We start from the raw sequence: 16,423 nt of genomic DNA, 5'->3' as shown, positions 1-16,423 counted from the left end.
GGTCACTCCAGTGGATTCAATGTTGTAAGTGCAAGCGTCATGCCAAACCTGCCGCGACTGAGCGCCGGCAACGCAGGGCCGACCAGTCGCAAGGCCGCGGTCTCGCAGCTGCCCACGCGGGCAGGCGTTCCGGCCGTCAGCCAGGCAGCCGAGCCTATGGCCTTGCAGCCCGGTGGACTATGGAAAAATGAGGTAGGAACCATGATGCTCTCTCCTGTCAAAACAGGGAACCGGCGGTAAAACCGGTATGAGGCACATCAATACGCACGTCGTTATGCGCAGAACCCGCAGTGCTTTCGCTAAGGTTGGGCGCTCCGTTACGCCCGCGATTGTTAGTGCAAAATCTGTGCCAGATTCCCGGCCCGAAAGCTGCATGGCATCGGCGGGGGCGGTTTCAGGGCGCGCGGCGGGGTGTCGCACAGGCCGGTTTTCTCTCATACTCCCTCTTAACCCATTGATTTTTATGACTTCCGCACTGGTACATCTGAACGGCCCGCCGGGCGCGCATCCGCTGGCGTCCGACCTCGAGGCGACCGGAATCCAGGTTCTCGGCTGCATCGAGGAGCGCAGCAAACTGGTGCAGGAGGTGCTGCGGCACGCACCAGACCTGGTGATTTGCCATGACTCGATGCCGGATGAGGCGCTGTTCAGGGCCCTGCAGGTCATTTCGGAGACCTCGCCGCGTACCGTCATCGTGTTCACCAGCGATGGCGACGCCGAAAAGATCACGCGGGCCCTGGCCGCGGGCGTTCATGCCTATGTCATCAATGGCTATGGCCAGCAGCGCCTGCGCTCGCTCATTCATCTGGCGCAGGCCCGCTTCAGCCGCGAGCAGGCCTTGCGGGCGGAGATGTTTGAGGTGTCACGCCGCCTAGAAGAGCGCAAGATGGTGGACCGTGCCAAGGGCATCCTGATGCGCGCGCGCCAGGTGTCGGACGACGACGCGTTCCAGATGCTGCGCACCGCCTCCATGCACACCAACCAGCGCCTGGGCCAGGTGTCGCAGCAGATCATCCATTCGGCGCGTTTCGCGGAAGATGTCAACCGTTCCGGACAGTTGCGCATGCTGTCGCAGCGGCTGGTGAAGCTGGCCCTGCAGCAATTGGCGGGGGTGCAGGTCGCGCAGGCCAAAGAGCACCTGAAGGAGTCCGTCCTGCGCATTGACGCGAACATTGCGGCCCTCGGCAAAAGTCTGTCCCAGCCCACCTTCGGGGACTTGTTGGGGCAGGTCGTGCAGACGTGGGGCCAGCTCAAGCAGGCATTGCAGGACGAACCGCAGGCTCGCCATATGGGCCCGCTCGACGAACTCGCCGAGCAGCTGCTACAGGAAGCCGAGCGGCTGACCAGCAGCCTGGAAAATGCGGGTGCCATGCCCCCGCTGCAGGTCCTCAACCTGGCAGGCCGCCAGCGCATGCTAAGCCAGCGTTTCGCAAAATATGCCTTGCTCGAGGCGATGGGGGGCAGGGCCGCCACGTCGCGCTACATCGAGGGCATGGCCGAGTCCCGGGCGGCCTTCGAGCAGGCGCTGAAATACCTGAATGAAATCCCCCTCACCAGCGGGGACATTCGCACCTCGCTGGACGCTGCCGCCGCGTGCTGGGAGCACATGCTGGCCGGCGCCGCACCCGTCGGGCAGGGTGCCCCGGAACTGCTGGCGCGCCTGGAGCGCCTGGCGGTGGCCAGCGAGGAATTGCTGGATGTCTTCGAGAGACTGTCGGTGCATTACGAGCGCAGCATGCAGATGCTGGTGGGGTAACGGGCATGTTTTATATTGCAGTGCACCAAATTCGGGCATGGGACTTGCTTATGTTGGTGCATGGCATTTGACCTGGACATTGGCTTCGCAACGCTTGCGGGCCGCAAAGACAGCAACGAGGATTTCTGCGCAGCCATGCTGCCGGAGCCCGGCCGGGAGGGAATGGGTTCCATTGTGGCGATTGCCGACGGCGTGAGCACCGGCGGCATGGGCAAAGAGGCGGCACAAACCACCGTCACCAGCCTGGTACGCGATTACTACGGCACCCCCGAAACCTGGGACACCACGGTGGCGCTGGACCGGATCATTGGCGCGCAAAACGCCTGGCTGGCGGGCCTGAACCGGCGCAGGCATCCGGCGATCGGCCTGACCACCCTGACGGCCGTGGTGTTGCGGGGTCAGTCGTATTCGCTGGCCCATGTCGGCGACACCCGCGCTTACCTGCTGCGTGCCGGCCACCTGGTGCAGCTCACCAGCGACCACGTGGTCGACCACCCGGATTTCCGGCATCAGCTGCTGCGCTGCGTGGGCGCGGAAGACCGCCTGGTGGTGGACTACTCCCAGGGTGACCTGCAGGTGGGCGATATTTTCGTGCTGCTGTCTGATGGGGTGCACAACGTACTGTCGGGCAAGCGGCTCGATGCCCTGGTTCTGCCCGCCAGCATTCCCGGGCGTGCCGGAGACACCGGGGTTGATGCGAAAACCCTCAGCCAGCAGCTGGTTGATGCCGCGATGGCCGCAGGCACGACGGATAACGTCACTGCCCTGGTGGTGCGCGTGCTGGGCTTGCTCGATGCGAATCTGCAGGATGAAAACCGCCAGGCGCTGGCCTTGCCGGTGCCGCGGCGGCTCAAGGTAGGCAGTGTGCTGGATGGCCTGTCCGTGACGGCCCTCGTTGCAGACAATGGCGTCAACCTGCTCTACCAGGTACGGGATGTCGCGAGCCAGAAACTCTATGCCATCAAGACGCTGCACCCTGCACGTGCGCAGGATCCCGAGGAGCGCGCCATGCTGGCCCACGAAGCCTGGTTGGCCAAGCGCATGCAGTCGTCCCGCGCGGCCGACCATCTTGTCAATCTGCATGACCATCCGCCGGGCGTCGAGGCAGCCAGTGCCTTTTATCTGCTCTACGACTGGCATGCCGGTGAAACGCTTCAGCAGCAACTCGACCGCAAGCATGCCTTCAGCCTGCCGCAGGTCCTGACGGTGGCCACCCAGGCTGCGAAAGCCCTCGGTCGCCTGCACCGCCAGAGTGTGATCCACCGCGACATCAAGCCCGCCAACCTGCACCAGGGTGAGGACGGCATGCTTCGCGTGCTCGATCTGGGGGTTGCCCTGACGGGCCGCGAGCCCGAGGCCATGCGCCAGCTGCATGCCGGAACGCCCAGCTACATCAATCCCGAGCAGTGGGGTTTTGGTGTCAAGACCGGCGGGGCCAGCAGCGACCTGGCCGCAGAGTTGCCTGATGCGCAAAGCGACCTGTTCGCGCTCGGCGTGACGCTGTACCAGCTGCTGACCGGCAAGCTCCCGTATGGCGAGGTGCTGCCCTATCAGGCGGGGCGCTACTACCACGACCCGATTCCGCCAAGCCGCCACAACCCCGAGGTACCGATCTGGCTGGACCATGTGGTGTTGAAGGCCGTGGCGCGCGACAAGCGCCAACGCTTCGAGACGGCCGAGGAGCTGCTGCTGGCGCTGGAACGGGGCGCCTCGCGGCCATTGACGGCGCCGCCCGCATCCCGCCTGATCCAGCGGGATCCCGCTGCGCTGCTGAAGGTCGGCCTGGTGATCAGTGTGGTGGTGAACCTGCTGCTGATTTACTGGCTGCTGTTCTTGCCGAAATAATCATTGCGGGCCATTACGGGCCACCTGGCGCTACAGCCCGGGAAGTGCGGAAAGAGAAGGGTGGGGGAGTTTCCGGCCTTCCGGCTTTCCGCCTCCCACCCCTGCTTCGGCGCAACCCTGGTTGCAGGCGCTTACTTCTTGCTGCGGATTTTCAGCAGTTCGTTCTGCGTTTCGATCCAGGTCTCCATGCCGACATCCGCACCGATCAGGGCATAGACCTTGGTCAGCTTGTTGCGCATGCGCGAAGCTTCGCCGTCAGACAGTTCATTGACCTTCATGCCCTTGGCCTTGAGTTCGGCCACGGCTTGCGCGGCTTCCTGGCGGGTGTCCTTGCGCTCGAAGTCGCGGCTGGCCTTCGCCGCATCCATCAACACCTTCTGCTCGTCTTTCGAGAGCTGGTCCCACCATTTCTTGCTGACCAGAACAATCCACGGGCTGTACACGTGATTGGTCACGGTCAGGTATTTCTGCACCTCATAAAACTTGCTCGACAGGATGGTGTTGTAAGGATTTTCCTGGCCATCCACCGTGTTGGTCTCCAGTGCGCTGAACAGCTCCGAGAAGGCCATGGGCACGGCGTTGGCGCCCAGCGTCTTGAAGCTGGTGAGAAAGACGTTGTTTTGCATGACCCGCAGCTTGATGCCATCGAGGTCTTCCATCTTGTTGACCGGGCGCTTGCTGTTGGTGAGGTTGCGAAATCCGTTTTCCCAGTACACCAGGCCGACCAGTCCCTTGTCCTGCAGCTTGGCCTTGACCTTCTCGCCAATCGGGCCGTCCAGCAGCTGGTCTGCCTCGCGCGCGTTGCTGAACAGGAAGGGCGTGTCCCACAGCGCCATCTCCTTGGTAATGCCCACCAGCGTGGCGGTGGATCCCACCATCATCTCCTGGGCTCCGCCAATCAGGGCCTGCTGCATCTGCGTGTCGGGGCCCAGCGCTGCTGCGCCGATGGCCCGCACCTTCATCTTGCCGCCGGAGGCCTTTTCGACCTGGTCGGCAAAGACCTTGGCGGCGCGGCCCTGGTTGCTCTGCTCGTTCAGGCCATAGCCGAAGCGGATCAGGCGGGGTTTGATGTCTTGTGACAGGGCGGCAAACGACGCGGTCAGGGCGGCTGCGGCGGTAAGGGCCATCAGGGTACGGCGGAAATGAATCACGGAAGTCTCCTTGGTTTGAAAGTGAAAATGAAAGAGGTCAGAGAAAGCGGTCAGCGCATCCACGCAACGGGTGCGGTGACGATCTGCGGGAACATGACGAACACGGAAAGGATCAGCAGGTAGGTGACGAGGAAGGGGTTGACCCCCTTGATGACCTGGTGCATCGACAGCCGGCCGACGCCCGCCACGACGTTGAGCACGGTGCCGACCGGTGGCGTGATCAGGCCGATGGCGCCATTGAGGATGAACATCAGCCCGAAGTACACCGGGTCGATGCCGGCCTTGACCGCGATCGGCAACATGACCGGCGCAAAGATCAGGATGGTCGGCGTCAGGTCCAGCGCCGTGCCGATGATGACGAGCGTGACCATCATGACGGCCATCAGCAGGCGGGGGCTCTGCACCAGCGGGCCCAGCCAGGACACCAGCACGCTGGGCAGGTCGGCCAGCGTGATCATGTAGCTGGCCACCTGCGCACCGGCGCACAGGAACATCACGATGGCGGTGGTCTTGGCCGCACGAACCAGCACGCCATGCACTTCGGTGAGTTTCATCTCGCGGTGCACAAACAGGGCCACCACCAGCGCGTAGAAAGCGGCCACCACGGCGGCTTCCGTCGGTGTGAAGATGCCTGACTTCATGCCGCCGATGATGATGAGGGGCATCAGCAGGGCCCAGAAAGCCTTGGCGGTGGCTCGCAGGCGCTCTGCCATGGACAGGGGCTCACCGGAAGGCAGCTCGATCTTGCGCAGCACCAGCTTCCAGGCCACGATGAGGCCCGCACCCATGATCAGCCCCGGCACGATGCCGGAGATAAACAGCGCCGATATCGACGTGTTGGTCGTGACGCCGTAAATCACAAAGGGCATGGACGGCGGGATGATGGGCGCGATGATGCCGCCCGAAGCAAGCAGGCCCGCGGAGGTGTGCATCGGATAGCCCTGCTGGCGCATCATGGGCAGCAGGATGGTGGCCAGCGCGGCCGTGTCGGCCAGCGCCGATCCGCTCATGCTGGCCATCAGCACGGCAGCGCCAATGGCGACAAAGCCGAGGCCGCCGCGGATGTGGCCCACCCAGGCCTGGGCCATGGCGATGATGCGGCGGCTGATGCCGCCCGAGTTCATCAGCTCGCCGGCCAGGATGAAAAACGGAACGGCCAGCAGCGGAAAGCTGTCCACGCCGGCCACCAGGTTTTGCGCCAGCAGCTGCGTGTCCCAGAATCCGAGCACCCAGGCCATGCCGGCGCCTGTCAGCACCAGCGCCAGGGCCATGTTCATGCCGATGCCCATCAGCAGCAGCATGCCCGCGGAAAAAATGATGAATGCCAGGCCTTCGTTGCTCATGCTGCTTACTCCACTTCCACACCGTGACCGAGGTCCAGCGGTGTGCGTTTAATCAGTTCGACGAGCGCCATCAGCCCGATGGCTGTCGCGCACAAAAAGGCCGGCAGGGGCAACAGCGCCGTCGGGTAGCCCAGCACCACGGAACGGCTGTCTATGCCGACAACCACCTGTTGCCACGCGCCCCAGGCCAGCAAGGCGCTACCCAGCAGCACCAGCAGCCGGATCAGCAGCGTCATGGCTGTCATCAGGCGGGGCCGGTTGCGCAGGGCCCCGACCAGCGACGTGAATGCCATGTGCTCGCCGGCCGGGTAAGCGGCCGTGGCGCCAATGAAAACCATCCAGACGAACAGCAGGCGGGAAAGCTCTTCGCTGGCTGCGACGCCGCTGCCGAAGCCGTAGCGCAGAACGACGTTGACAAAGACGGCGACCGCCATCACGCCCAGGCAAATGGCCATGGCGGTGTTGCTCAAACTCCGGAAAACGCCGGACGGTTCTTCCTGATTCATGCTTGCTCCTTGGTGCCCAGCCACGCGGTGACTTCGGCTTGCAGTTGTGAAATGGGGGCCAATGCATCGACGGGCAGCACGCCGGCCTCGCCGGTGGGCGGCTCCAGTGCGGCAAACTGGCTGTCGACCAGGCTGGTGGAAAAGAAATGCGTCGCGGCGCGGGCTTGCACACGGGCTTGGGACTGCGCACGGCTGATCTCAAGGTAAACAAACCGCAGGCCGGGGGCGGCCTGGCGCAGCCGTTCGCGGTAGCTGCGCTTGAGCGCCGAGCAGGTGAGGACCAGCCCGCCGGGATGTGCCCGCAACTCGGCACTGAGCCTGCCCAGCCAGCCATCGCGGTCCGCGTCGGTCAGTGCGATGCCCTGGCTCATTTTGGCCAGGCTCTCGGGGCTGTGGTGGTCATCTCCCTCGATCAGCTGCAGGCCGGTGAGTTGGGCAACCGCCCGTCCCAGGCTGGACTTGCCGCAACCGGCCACACCCATGATGACGATGGAATCACTCATTTTGAAAATTGGATAGCGCTATCCCAATGGGTTTTAAAAAATAGCGGCCGATTTTGGACTTCTCCCCAGAAGAATTTCACTTCCAGTTAGGGAATTCCCATGGCTCGCTTACGTTTGGATAGCGCTATCCTATGCGAATATGATCATTTGCCAACTCGGTATTTACCCTAAACCATGAACTCACACCCAGCACGACCCCGTGCGACTGGCCGCGTGACGCTCGCCGATGTGGCGCAGGCGGCCGGGGTGAGTCCCATCACGGTTTCGCGCGCCCTGCGGGGCGAGCGAGCGGTCGACCCCGAGTTGGTGGCCCGTGTCCAGGCGTCGGCCAGCAAGCTGGGCTATGTGCCGGACCCGGCGGCGCGGGCGCTGGCGTCGCGCCACAGCTCCCATGTGGCGGTGCTGATACCGATGCTGTCCAACGCCCTGTTCGTCGACCTGCTCGAAGCGGTCCAGCGGACCTTGCGCCCCGCCGGCTTCCAGACCCTGATTGGCATCACGCATTACGACGCGAGCGAGGAAGAGCATTTGTTGCGCGAGCAGTTGCTGCATCGTCCGGCCGGGCTCATGGTGACCGGACTCGAGCGCAACGACGCCACCCGCGCCCTGATCCTGCAGAGCGCCGTTCCCTGTGTTCACCTGATGGACGCGGCCGGTGTGCCGGGCCTGTACTGCGTCGGCTTCTCGCAGGCCGATGCCGGTGCCGAGATGACGCGCCATTTGCTGCAAAGAGGTCGCCGGCGGATCGCGTTTGCCGGCGCCCAGCTGGACCCGCGGACACTGCAGCGGCTGGAGGGCTGGCGCCGTGAGCTTGGCTCAGCAGGCCTTTATGCGCCGCAGCTTGAATGGCTGAATCCGGCGCCTTCTTCGCTCGCGCTCGGTGCGCAGATGTTTGAGCAAATCATGGGGCAGCAGCCTGCAGTGGACGCGGTGTTCTTCTGCAATGATGACCTGGCGCAAGGCGCTTTGCTGGCCGCCTTGCGCCTGGGCGTTGCAGTGCCGGGGCGGGTTGCCATTGCCGGGTTCAACGACTTGACCGGAAGCGACCAGATGCTGCCGACCCTCACCACGGTTCGCACGCCGCGCGCTGAAATCGGCACGGCGGCTGCCAGCATGCTGCTGGCCCTCATGCATGGTGATCCGGTGGCGGAACCCTGCGTGAATGTAGGCTATGAACTGGTGGTGCGCGGTAGCACCTAGTACTCCGAACTAGTCACGCAAGAAAAGCAAAAGAAGCAAGCGGTTTTGTGCCGGCTCAGGCGCTACGCGCTCTACCGGCTTTTGTCTTCGGCTACCTGCTGCGCGGCCGTCACTCCGCGCCGCGAATCCAGCCTGTCATGAAAGCGAGGTCACGCGGGAACGGCGCGCGCACGACCTCCCTTTTCTGCCCAGGTGCGGGTCCAGCGGATCTGCATGACGCGGAGCATCGCCAGCATGATCAGCGACAGCGCAGCAAAAAATATGAAGCCCCACATGTAGGTTCCGGTGTATTGTTTGGACAGACCCATGGCATTGGGAACGAGGCCGCCACCCAGCGCGCCGATCTCGCCAATCATGGAGCCTGCCACCGCGGTAGCCAGCGGCCAGCGCAGCGGCACCAACTGGAACAGCGCGCCGTTGCCGGCACCCAGCGCTGCGAAGCACAGCATCAGCAGCAGCGTGGTCGCGACCAGGGAGGAGGTGGCCAGGCCGCAGGCGACCAACGTGCCGGCAATCGTGAGCAGCACCGCACTCAAGGTATTGACGCCACCCCAGTGGTCCGAGATCCAGCCGCCAAAAATGCGCAGCGCCGCACCCATGAAGGCCGCGAGCATTGACAACTGACCGGCCTGCACCTTGCTCACGCCGAACTGGTCGTAATAGTAGGACGGCAGAAAGGTCGCCAGGCCGATGAAGCCGCCGAAAGTCACGGCGTAGAGCAGGCTGAAGGCCCAGCCGTCTTTTTCGAACAGGCAGGCCACGTGTTCGCGCAGGCTGGCATGGCTGTCAACGTCGTCCGGCTCCTTGGCAAACAAGATCATGGCGGCCATCGGCAGCAGCATGGCCAGCGCGGCAATGCCGTAGACCGACTGCCAGCCAAAACGCTGGGCCAGCGCGGGCGCTACCAGCACCGAGACGGCCGTGCCCACGTTGCCCGCACCGACCAGCCCCATGGCCAGCCCTTTGTAGCGTGCCGGGAAGGAGCCCGAACCGAGGCTGAGCGCCACGCCGAAACTGGCGCCGGCAATGCCCAGCAGCACACCCATGGCCAGCAGGCTGTTATAGGAGTCGACTAGAAAATAGCCGAACAGCAGCGCGACCATGATCATGCCCATCTCGACCAGCGTGGCATTTTTGCGGCCGATGTACTGGGCCAGCACGCCCAGCGGAAAGCGCATCAGGGCCCCGGCAAAAATAGGAATCGACAGCATCACGCCTTTTTGCGTGGGCGACAGGCCGTAGGTTTCCGAAATAAAGGGCGCCATGGCGCCGTTCATGACCCAGATGCAGCACGAAAACGCGAAATAGAAAAACGCCGCGCCCAGCGTTGGCCCGTGGCCAGCCTTGAGAAAATTACGAAACCCCAGCATGGTGCAAACCTTCTATGAAGATGATTGATTCACAGAATGAGTGCGAAAATCATGCCACCTTGGGGCGTGGAAAGTGCACTGTTGAGGCGCAATTTTTGGCCGAAAACAGGGGTATTTTGGTGCGGCGCACAAATATCGTGCACGCCCGGCCCTGATGGCAGGGCGGGGCGTTTGTTCGGGCGCTGTTTTGGCGGTCTGTCTGCTGTCTGCTCCTGCTATCGGTGTTGTCCGATCAGTGCCTGCGTTCCATGTCCACGCACACCAGGGCTTCATAGTGGTTCCAGCGCAGGGTGATCACATACGGATGCTTGCGCACCCTCGCCTTGATGCCCTGCACGCCATGCAGCTTGATCGGAACCGAGATCTGGAGTTCTGGCCCCAGGGCCTTGCGGGCATTGCCGGCCAGTGTGTTGGCGATTTCGCCGACAGCGTCCAGCAGGTTGCTGTCGCTCAGGTCGGTCTCGTGCTGCAGCAGCAAAATCTCGCGCACCAGTTTGGCCGGCATCGAGACGATGACATGGCCGTTGTGGCTGCCGGAAAAAGTGACGAGGCCGTTGAATTCAAAGCCTTCAACATCGCCTGTCCCGAGAAAGGCCGAGGTGATCTGGGGTTCTTGCCGGGTGGTGACCTTCAGGTAATGCCTGATGGAGTCGATGAACAGTTTGAGGTCGGTTTCGTTGAGCGTGGCCACAAAGCTCTCCTTAGCGGGCATCGGCAACGTCGAGCAATGCCATTTGCAGCTCTTCGTCGGTAAAAGGTTTGGCAACAAAGCCGCGCGCACCCAGCTTGAGCGCCTGGATCGCGGTTGATTTGTCGCTCAGGGCGCTGACCACCAGAATGTTGATCTTCGGATCAAATCTCAGCAGCGCCTGAATGCATTCGATGCCGTCCATTTCGGGCATCGTCAGGTCCATGGTGACCACCTCGGGGTGCGTGGCCTTGGCAATGCGCACAGCCTCCACGCCGTTTTTGGCAAGGCCCGCCAGCACGACGCCCTTGAGGCCGCCGTTCTGGACCACCCGCGAGATGCGGGTGCGGATCATGTTGGAGTCGTCAACGATTAACAGTCGCATGGTGCTACTCCTCTTTGTGGTTTTTCTGTGGGGGCCACAGTGCGCCGCGCCGGGCCCGCCCCGAGCAAGCGCAGCCCCCTAGGGACTTCAATCCAGATCAAGCAGGGGCCGCGGGACTGGCTTTGCCAGACCGCAGGCGCAGCAGCCCCCTCGGGGGGCAGCGCATTACACGAAGTGACAAGCGTGGGGGCCATATCTCTAGCCCGCAAAACTGATCTTGAATTCGGTGTGCTGGCCCGGCGTGCTCGACAGCAGCAAACGTGCGCCCAGGTTCTGCACATTCGCCTGCACCAGGTCCAGGCCAACGCCGCGGCCGGCATGCCGGGACGTGGCCAGGGCGGTGGAGAACCCGGGCTTGAAGATGTGCGCGATGACCTGCTTGTCGCTGAAACCCTGCAGCTGCTCTGCGGTGTACCAGTTCAGCTCCAGCAGGCGTTGGCGCACCTGGGCCGCATTGAGGCCGGCCCCGTCGTCGCGAACACTGAGCTGCCACTGGCTGCTTTCATCGCGGGTGAGGTTGACCGCAATTTGCCCTTCAGCGGGTTTTTGTGACGCGAGCCGGGTAGAGGGTGCCTCGACGCCGTGCACCACGGCATTGCGAATCAGCTGGATGGCGATTTCGCGCACCAGGTCGATCTTGTCGGCCGCCATGTCCAGGGCACTGCTCATGCGCACGGTGGCATTGATACGTTTGCCGCAGTCGTTGCCTACATCGGTGGCCAGTTTCGTCAGCGCAGCGTTCAGGGCATGCGCCGAGCCCTCCGTCGACTGGGTCTCGCCGCCTGTTTTTCTCCGACCGAGTGCCTTGAACGAGGCGACCTTGTTCAGTAGGTCCTCCAGCGGCAAAGGCAGGGCCAGCAGCGCGTCGCCGGTGGGGGCGCCGCTGTCCTTGAGTTTTTGCAGTTCGTTTTCGAACTGGTGGGCCAGCGTGGCCAGAATTTCCAGGCCCAGGGACGCCGCATCGCCCTTGATGGCGTGGACGCGGCGGTATGCACCGTCCACGGCCTTGAGCACCTGTATTTCGGAAGCGGCGGACGAGGTGCTTCGCAAGAGGTCGTTCACCTCCAGCAGCGAAGCTTCGGCCCGCTCGACAAACGCCCGCATCATGGCCGGATCGGTTTCAAAGGCCTTGAGCATCATGGACAGCTCTTTTTGCGAGCGCTGACGCTCGCTGGCCAGCCGGGCCTGCAGTTCCACTTTCTCCGAGATGTCCTGTACGGTCACCAGCAGGTGGTGAACGGTGTCATCTTCCTGCACCCGGTTGAAGTGAAAGGACAGGTAGCGGGTGGTGTCCTGACCTAGCCGGTTCCTCACCGTGAGTTCCACCTCGGCCAGCGGGTTGATGCCCTGGACCAGCTGTTCCTTGACGTGCGGCGAGAACAGGAGCTGGACATAGTCCCGCGCGTCGTTGAGCGCCTTCTCTGAAACCAGGGTGGACAGCAGTTCAAAAAAGTTCTGGCCAGGCACCAGTGACCTGCCGAACAGTTCATGGGCCGAACGGGACAGTTGTGAGCCCAGGCGGTTGTCGGGCGTGAGCAGGAACAGGCCCTCGCGCACGCTCACAAGAATCTCGCGGTTCTCCTCATTGGCGGCTTCGATGGCTGCATCCGAGGTATTGAGGCGGCGCAGGAACTTGAACAGGATGAAGGCAAAGTTGAGCAGGGCAAGGATGATGCCGCCGGTTTGCACCATGCGCAGAATGCTGGCGCGCGATCCGCCTATCTGCTGGGTTTCAGTGACGAAGTCGTTGGCAATGCCCAGCAGCTTGATGTTGTTGGCCTGGCTGTAGGCGAGCGCTGCGGCCAGTTCTTGCGGTGTGAAGTTGTCGCTGGCGAGCAGAGGTTGCAGCAGGTCGTAATAGGGTTTCCACAGCGCATCGACCTTGCTTTCCAGCTCGCGCCCGCGGCTGGACACCACGGGTTCCAGGTAGACCGGTTTGCCGTCGCCGCCGGGAACCGTCCCGCCGTCCCGAAAAGCGGTCTGCGAGATCTGGAAGATCTTGGTGCCGGCGCGCAGCTCGCTCAGCGTCTCGGGTTTGTAGGCAATGCCCGCGACGCGCATGGCGTCAAGCTCCAGCAAGGTCCGTGCGACGCGCTGCGAGACATAACGCTGGCGGCCTGACAGGTTGATGGCGACGGTGTCCTGGTCAATCTTGAACGAGGTGTAGAAGTTCAGGACCAGAACACCCAGGTCGAACAGCAGAAACAGGGCCACCGCAATGATGATTTCCCGGTATTTCCCCAATGAAGCAAGGCCGCGGGAGCGCGTTCGCTGTGTGCTGAGCGACCGGCTCTGCAGGGCAGCGGCCTTCCTGGATCCTGGGGCAGGTAATACGGCAGACATTGGAAATCCTTCTTGGCGGGAATTTGCGGAGCGACTCAGCTCATTGTTCAGGCAGCTTTCTCTACATGAGCCTGGCGCGTGTAAAGAAAATCAATCACGGCCTTGCGGTACTGCAGGTACTGCGCGCTTTCAGCCAGCGCCACGCGGTTGCGCGGCCTGGGCAGCTCGACACTCAGGACTTCACCAATGGTGGCGGATGGGCCATTGGTCATCATCACGATGCGGTCGGAGAGCAGCACGGCTTCATCCACGTCGTGCGTCACCATGACCACCGTGCTTTGGGTGCGGGCCACGATCTCCAGCAGCTCGTCCTGCAACTTGGCGCGGGTCAGCGCGTCGAGGGCGCCGAAGGGCTCGTCGAGCAGCAAAACCTTGGGTTCCATCGACAGCGCGCGGGCAATACCCACACGCTGTTTCATGCCGCCGGAGATTTCGCCGGGGCGCTTTTGTGCGGCCGGGGTCAAACCCACCATGGCCAGGGCCGCATCGGTGCGGGCCCTGAGTTGCGCCTTGCTTTCGGTTTCTGCAAAGACGCGTTCCACGGCGAGGTAGACGTTCTCAAAGCAGGTGAGCCAGGGCAGCAGGGAATGGTTCTGGAACACCACGGCGCGCTCGGGACCGGGCCCCGAAATTTCGCGGTTGGCGCACAACAGGCTGCCTTGGGTGGGTGTGGTCAGGCCGGCAATCAGGTTGAGCAAGGTGGACTTGCCGCATCCCGAATGGCCAATCAGCGCGACGAATTCACCGCGGGCGACCGTGAGGTTGATGTTTTGCAGTGCGCAGAACGGGCCTTTCTTGGTCTTGAAGGTCTGCTCGACACCCTGGATTTCGATGTACTTGGTGGTGAAAGATGTGCTCATGGTCGTCATCCTCGGTTGTTGGGGTGGATCAGTTTTTCAGTTCTTCACTTCTTCGAAGGTGAAGGCGGTGGCGAGCTTGATCAGCGCAAACTCCAGCACCAGCCCCACAATGCCGATCACAAAAATCGCGATGATGATGTTCTTGACATTCAGGTTGTTCCACTCGTCCCAGACCCAGAAGCCGATGCCGACGCCGCCGGTCAGCATTTCGGCGGCCACGATGACCAGCCAGGCGGTGCCGACGGCCAGGCGCACACCGGTCAGCATGTAAGGCAGTACGGCAGGGAAAAGAATCTTGCTGACGATCTTCCATTCGGACAGGTTGAGCACCCGGGCCACGTTCATGTAGTCCTGCGGCACGCGCTGCACGCCCACGGCGGTGTTGATGATCATGGGCCAGATCGAGCAGATGAAGATGGTCCAGATGGCAGCCGGGTTGGCGCCCTTGAACACCAGCAGGCCGATCGGCAGCCAGGCCAGCGGCGACACCGGGCGCAGCAGGCTGATCAGCGGATTGAACATGCGGCTCAGAAAGTCGAAGCGGCCAATCATGAAACCGACCGGAATGCCGACGATGGCCGCCATGCCGAAGCCCATGGCCACGCGCTTGAGCGATGACAGCACGTTCCAGCCCACGCCCTGGTCATTCGGCCCCTTGTTGTAGAAGGGGTCGCTGAACACCTGCACCGCCTGCGTGAAGGTGTCCCTGGGCGAGGGAATGCTGGCGCCGGTGCCCACGGAGACCAGCTCCCACACCAACACCAGCAGGCCCATGCCCAGCAGGGGTGGCAGGATGGCGAGCCAGAGAAATGACGAGTCCCATGGCTGCCGGGCTGTGGCGGGGGCTGCTGGGGCCGTGATGACGGACGGGGCTGGATTCTTCATGTCATGGAGGGCTGGCGCCCCGGGTTTGTGCGCGGTGGCAGCTATCGGATGTGCAGCGCTTCGTTCGCTGCTTCGAGCGGCTGGCGCTGCGGCGTCCAGCGGATTGTGGAATACGGCACTGACCATGGTGTCACGTCCTTTGGTGGGAGATTGATGAATGCTCAGCGGCTATTTCAGGCGTGGACCTTGAAGCCATCGGCGTACTTCTTCGGATCCTTGCCGTCCCATACCGTGCCGTCGATCAACTTGCTGGTGCGCATCGCGTCTTTCGGAACGCTGACTTTGGCCGCCGTGGCGGCCTGTTTGTAGATGTCGATCTGGTTGATCTGTTTGGCAATGCCGAGGTAGTCGGGGTGGTCCTTGATCAGGCCCCAGCGCTTGTGCTGCGTGAGGAACCACATGCCGTCGGAGAGGTAAGGGAAGGTGACCGCGCCGTCGTTGAAGAATTTCATGTAGTTCGGGTCATCCCAGGTCTTGCCCATGCCGTTCTGGTAGCGGCCCAAAATGCGCTGGTTGATGGCGTCCACGCTGGTGTTGACATAGGCCTTGTCGGCCACGGTCTCGGCCATCTTGTTCTTGTTCTGCAGGCCGGCATCGATCCACTTGCCGGCTTCGATGATGGCGGCGGTGACGGCGCGTGCCGTGTTGGGATACTTCTTGACGAAATCGCCGGTGGTGCCCAGCACTTTTTCCGGGTGGTCTTTCCAGATGTCCTGGGTGGTGACAGCCGTGACACCAATGCCGTCAATGATGGCGCGGTGCCCCCAGGGCTCGCCCACGCAGTAGCCGTCCATGTTGCCCACGCGCATGTTGGCCACCATTTGTGGCGGCGGTACGGTGATGACCTTGGCATCCTTCATCGGGTTGATGCCGTTGGCAGCGAGCCAGTAATACAGCCACATGGCGTGCGTGCCGGTCGGGAAGGTCTGGGCGAAGGTGTACTCGCGTTTTTCGCTGGCCATCAGCTTGGCCAGACCCGCGCCGTCGACGGCACCCTTGTCGGCCAGTTTCTTGGACAGCGTGATCGCCTGGCCGTTGTTGTTGAGGGTCATCAGCACGGCCATGTCTTTCTTGGGGCCGGCGGTGCCCATGTGCACGCCGTAAATCAGGCCGTAGAGCACGTGGGCGAAGTCGAGCTCGCCGTTGACCAGCTTGTCACGCACGCCGGCCCAACTGGCTTCTTTGGTGGGAATGATTTTTACGCCGTATTTCTGGTCAATGCCGAGCACCGAGGCCATGACCACCGAGGCGCAGTCGGTCAGCGGGATGAAGCCAATCTTCACTTCCTTCTTTTCAGGGGCGTCCGAGCCCTGGGCATAGACAGCAGCACGCAGCGCCGGGTTGATGCCCACGGCACCCACTGCGGCAGCCTGCAGGACGGTACGGCGTGTCAGGGAGGATTTCAGCAGATCAGTCACGGTTTTGACTCCAGAAGTGAAAAACAAAAAACAAAAAACAAAAAACAAAAAACAAAAAACAAAAAAGGCGCTCGACCCGGGCAAACACAATGGATGTGAGTGCAGGGTGCGAACGCCTTTGTTCAGGGAGGACATTCCACTTCGCCGTTGAAGTGATATGCCCGATAGGG

15 protein-coding genes are annotated in these 16,423 nt (G+C 62.6%); 3 read left to right on the top strand and 12 right to left on the bottom strand.

Annotated features, from left to right (window positions below):
- Positions 1-2: 2 nt before the first annotated feature.
- The gene (locus AC1DUB_RS17405; RefSeq protein ID WP_477730582.1) at positions 3-203 is read right to left on the bottom strand and encodes a hypothetical protein; all 201 of its coding nucleotides are present in this window, start codon (positions 201-203) and stop codon (positions 3-5) included.
- A gap of 260 nt (positions 204-463) precedes the next feature.
- On the opposite strand from AC1DUB_RS17405, the gene AC1DUB_RS17400 reads away from it, so the two are divergent.
- Positions 464-1,756 (top strand): type IV pili methyl-accepting chemotaxis transducer N-terminal domain-containing protein, encoded by a 1,293-nt coding sequence (locus tag AC1DUB_RS17400; RefSeq protein ID WP_477730581.1) that lies wholly within the window; start codon positions 464-466, stop codon positions 1,754-1,756.
- A gap of 60 nt (positions 1,757-1,816) precedes the next feature.
- On the top strand, positions 1,817-3,601 hold the full coding sequence (locus AC1DUB_RS17395; protein WP_477730580.1) for a bifunctional protein-serine/threonine kinase/phosphatase: 1,785 nt from the start codon (positions 1,817-1,819) through the stop codon (positions 3,599-3,601).
- Between the two features lie 131 nt (positions 3,602-3,732).
- Here the strand turns inward: AC1DUB_RS17395 and AC1DUB_RS17390 are convergent, their stop codons facing one another.
- From AC1DUB_RS17390 to AC1DUB_RS17375, 4 genes are all read right to left on the bottom strand, one after another.
- A complete protein-coding gene (locus tag AC1DUB_RS17390) occupies positions 3,733-4,728 on the bottom strand; it encodes a TRAP transporter substrate-binding protein (protein ID WP_477730617.1) in 996 nt (331 codons plus the stop codon).
- A gap of 74 nt (positions 4,729-4,802) precedes the next feature.
- On the bottom strand, positions 4,803-6,095 hold the full coding sequence (locus AC1DUB_RS17385) for a TRAP transporter large permease (RefSeq protein ID WP_477718563.1): 1,293 nt from the start codon (positions 6,093-6,095) through the stop codon (positions 4,803-4,805).
- Between the two features lie 5 nt (positions 6,096-6,100).
- Complete coding sequence (locus AC1DUB_RS17380) at positions 6,101-6,601, bottom strand: TRAP transporter small permease (protein ID WP_477730579.1); 501 nt, start codon at positions 6,599-6,601, stop codon at positions 6,101-6,103.
- Positions 6,598-7,104 (bottom strand): gluconokinase, encoded by a 507-nt coding sequence (locus AC1DUB_RS17375; protein ID WP_477730578.1) that lies wholly within the window; start codon positions 7,102-7,104, stop codon positions 6,598-6,600. The genes AC1DUB_RS17380 and AC1DUB_RS17375 overlap by 4 nt, the downstream gene beginning before the upstream one ends.
- 174 nt (positions 7,105-7,278) lie before the next feature.
- Between AC1DUB_RS17375 and gntR the strand changes: the two genes are divergently transcribed.
- On the top strand, positions 7,279-8,304 hold the full coding sequence (gene gntR / locus AC1DUB_RS17370) for an HTH-type transcriptional regulator GntR (RefSeq protein WP_477730577.1): 1,026 nt from the start codon (positions 7,279-7,281) through the stop codon (positions 8,302-8,304).
- 149 nt (positions 8,305-8,453) lie between these two features.
- Here gntR and AC1DUB_RS17365 read toward each other — a convergent pair whose 3' ends face one another.
- From AC1DUB_RS17365 to AC1DUB_RS17335, 7 genes are all read right to left on the bottom strand, one after another.
- The gene (locus AC1DUB_RS17365) at positions 8,454-9,674 is read right to left on the bottom strand and encodes an MFS transporter (protein WP_477730576.1); all 1,221 of its coding nucleotides are present in this window, start codon (positions 9,672-9,674) and stop codon (positions 8,454-8,456) included.
- Between the two features lie 232 nt (positions 9,675-9,906).
- A complete protein-coding gene (locus tag AC1DUB_RS17360) occupies positions 9,907-10,365 on the bottom strand; it encodes a chemotaxis protein CheX (RefSeq protein ID WP_477730575.1) in 459 nt (152 codons plus the stop codon).
- Between the two features lie 10 nt (positions 10,366-10,375).
- Positions 10,376-10,747, bottom strand: coding sequence for a response regulator (locus tag AC1DUB_RS17355; RefSeq protein WP_477718557.1), 372 nt, complete (start codon positions 10,745-10,747; stop codon positions 10,376-10,378).
- Positions 10,748-10,945: 198 nt separating this feature from the next.
- Positions 10,946-13,090: an ATP-binding protein gene (locus AC1DUB_RS17350; protein ID WP_477730574.1), complete on the bottom strand. Its 2,145-nt coding sequence runs from the start codon at positions 13,088-13,090 to the stop codon at positions 10,946-10,948.
- Between the two features lie 47 nt (positions 13,091-13,137).
- Positions 13,138-13,950, bottom strand: a complete 813-nt coding sequence (locus tag AC1DUB_RS17345; RefSeq protein ID WP_477730573.1) for an ABC transporter ATP-binding protein — start codon at positions 13,948-13,950, stop codon at positions 13,138-13,140.
- 36 nt (positions 13,951-13,986) lie between these two features.
- The gene (gene ntrB, locus AC1DUB_RS17340; protein ID WP_477730572.1) at positions 13,987-14,961 is read right to left on the bottom strand and encodes a nitrate ABC transporter permease; all 975 of its coding nucleotides are present in this window, start codon (positions 14,959-14,961) and stop codon (positions 13,987-13,989) included.
- A gap of 47 nt (positions 14,962-15,008) precedes the next feature.
- Complete coding sequence (locus AC1DUB_RS17335) at positions 15,009-16,253, bottom strand: CmpA/NrtA family ABC transporter substrate-binding protein (RefSeq protein ID WP_477718553.1); 1,245 nt, start codon at positions 16,251-16,253, stop codon at positions 15,009-15,011.
- Positions 16,254-16,423: the final 170 nt, after the last annotated feature.

The sequence above is a fragment of the Polaromonas sp. P4_F9 genome, assembly GCF_056401235.1.
Note: the sequence above shows the minus strand (reverse complement) of the source record. Positions and strands in the feature narration are given on the sequence as shown.

Bases quoted from the DNA above. Each gene is read 5' to 3' on its own strand.
- AC1DUB_RS17395 (WP_477730580.1), top strand. From the start codon at position 1,817: ATGGCATTTGACCTGGACATTGGCTTCGCAACGCTTGCGGGCCGCAAA.
- AC1DUB_RS17350 (WP_477730574.1), bottom strand. From the start codon at position 13,090: ATGTCTGCCGTATTACCTGCCCCAGGATCCAGGAAGGCCGCTGCCCTG.
- AC1DUB_RS17405 (WP_477730582.1), bottom strand. From the start codon at position 203: ATGGTTCCTACCTCATTTTTCCATAGTCCACCGGGCTGCAAGGCCATA.
- gntR (WP_477730577.1), top strand. From the start codon at position 7,279: ATGAACTCACACCCAGCACGACCCCGTGCGACTGGCCGCGTGACGCTC.
- AC1DUB_RS17390 (WP_477730617.1), bottom strand. From the start codon at position 4,728: ATGGCCCTTACCGCCGCAGCCGCCCTGACCGCGTCGTTTGCCGCCCTG.
- AC1DUB_RS17345 (WP_477730573.1), bottom strand. From the start codon at position 13,950: ATGAGCACATCTTTCACCACCAAGTACATCGAAATCCAGGGTGTCGAG.
- AC1DUB_RS17355 (WP_477718557.1), bottom strand. From the start codon at position 10,747: ATGCGACTGTTAATCGTTGACGACTCCAACATGATCCGCACCCGCATC.
- AC1DUB_RS17400 (WP_477730581.1), top strand. From the start codon at position 464: ATGACTTCCGCACTGGTACATCTGAACGGCCCGCCGGGCGCGCATCCG.
- AC1DUB_RS17365 (WP_477730576.1), bottom strand. From the start codon at position 9,674: ATGCTGGGGTTTCGTAATTTTCTCAAGGCTGGCCACGGGCCAACGCTG.
- AC1DUB_RS17380 (WP_477730579.1), bottom strand. From the start codon at position 6,601: ATGAATCAGGAAGAACCGTCCGGCGTTTTCCGGAGTTTGAGCAACACC.
- AC1DUB_RS17375 (WP_477730578.1), bottom strand. From the start codon at position 7,104: ATGAGTGATTCCATCGTCATCATGGGTGTGGCCGGTTGCGGCAAGTCC.
- AC1DUB_RS17385 (WP_477718563.1), bottom strand. From the start codon at position 6,095: ATGAGCAACGAAGGCCTGGCATTCATCATTTTTTCCGCGGGCATGCTG.
- ntrB (WP_477730572.1), bottom strand. From the start codon at position 14,961: ATGGTCAGTGCCGTATTCCACAATCCGCTGGACGCCGCAGCGCCAGCC.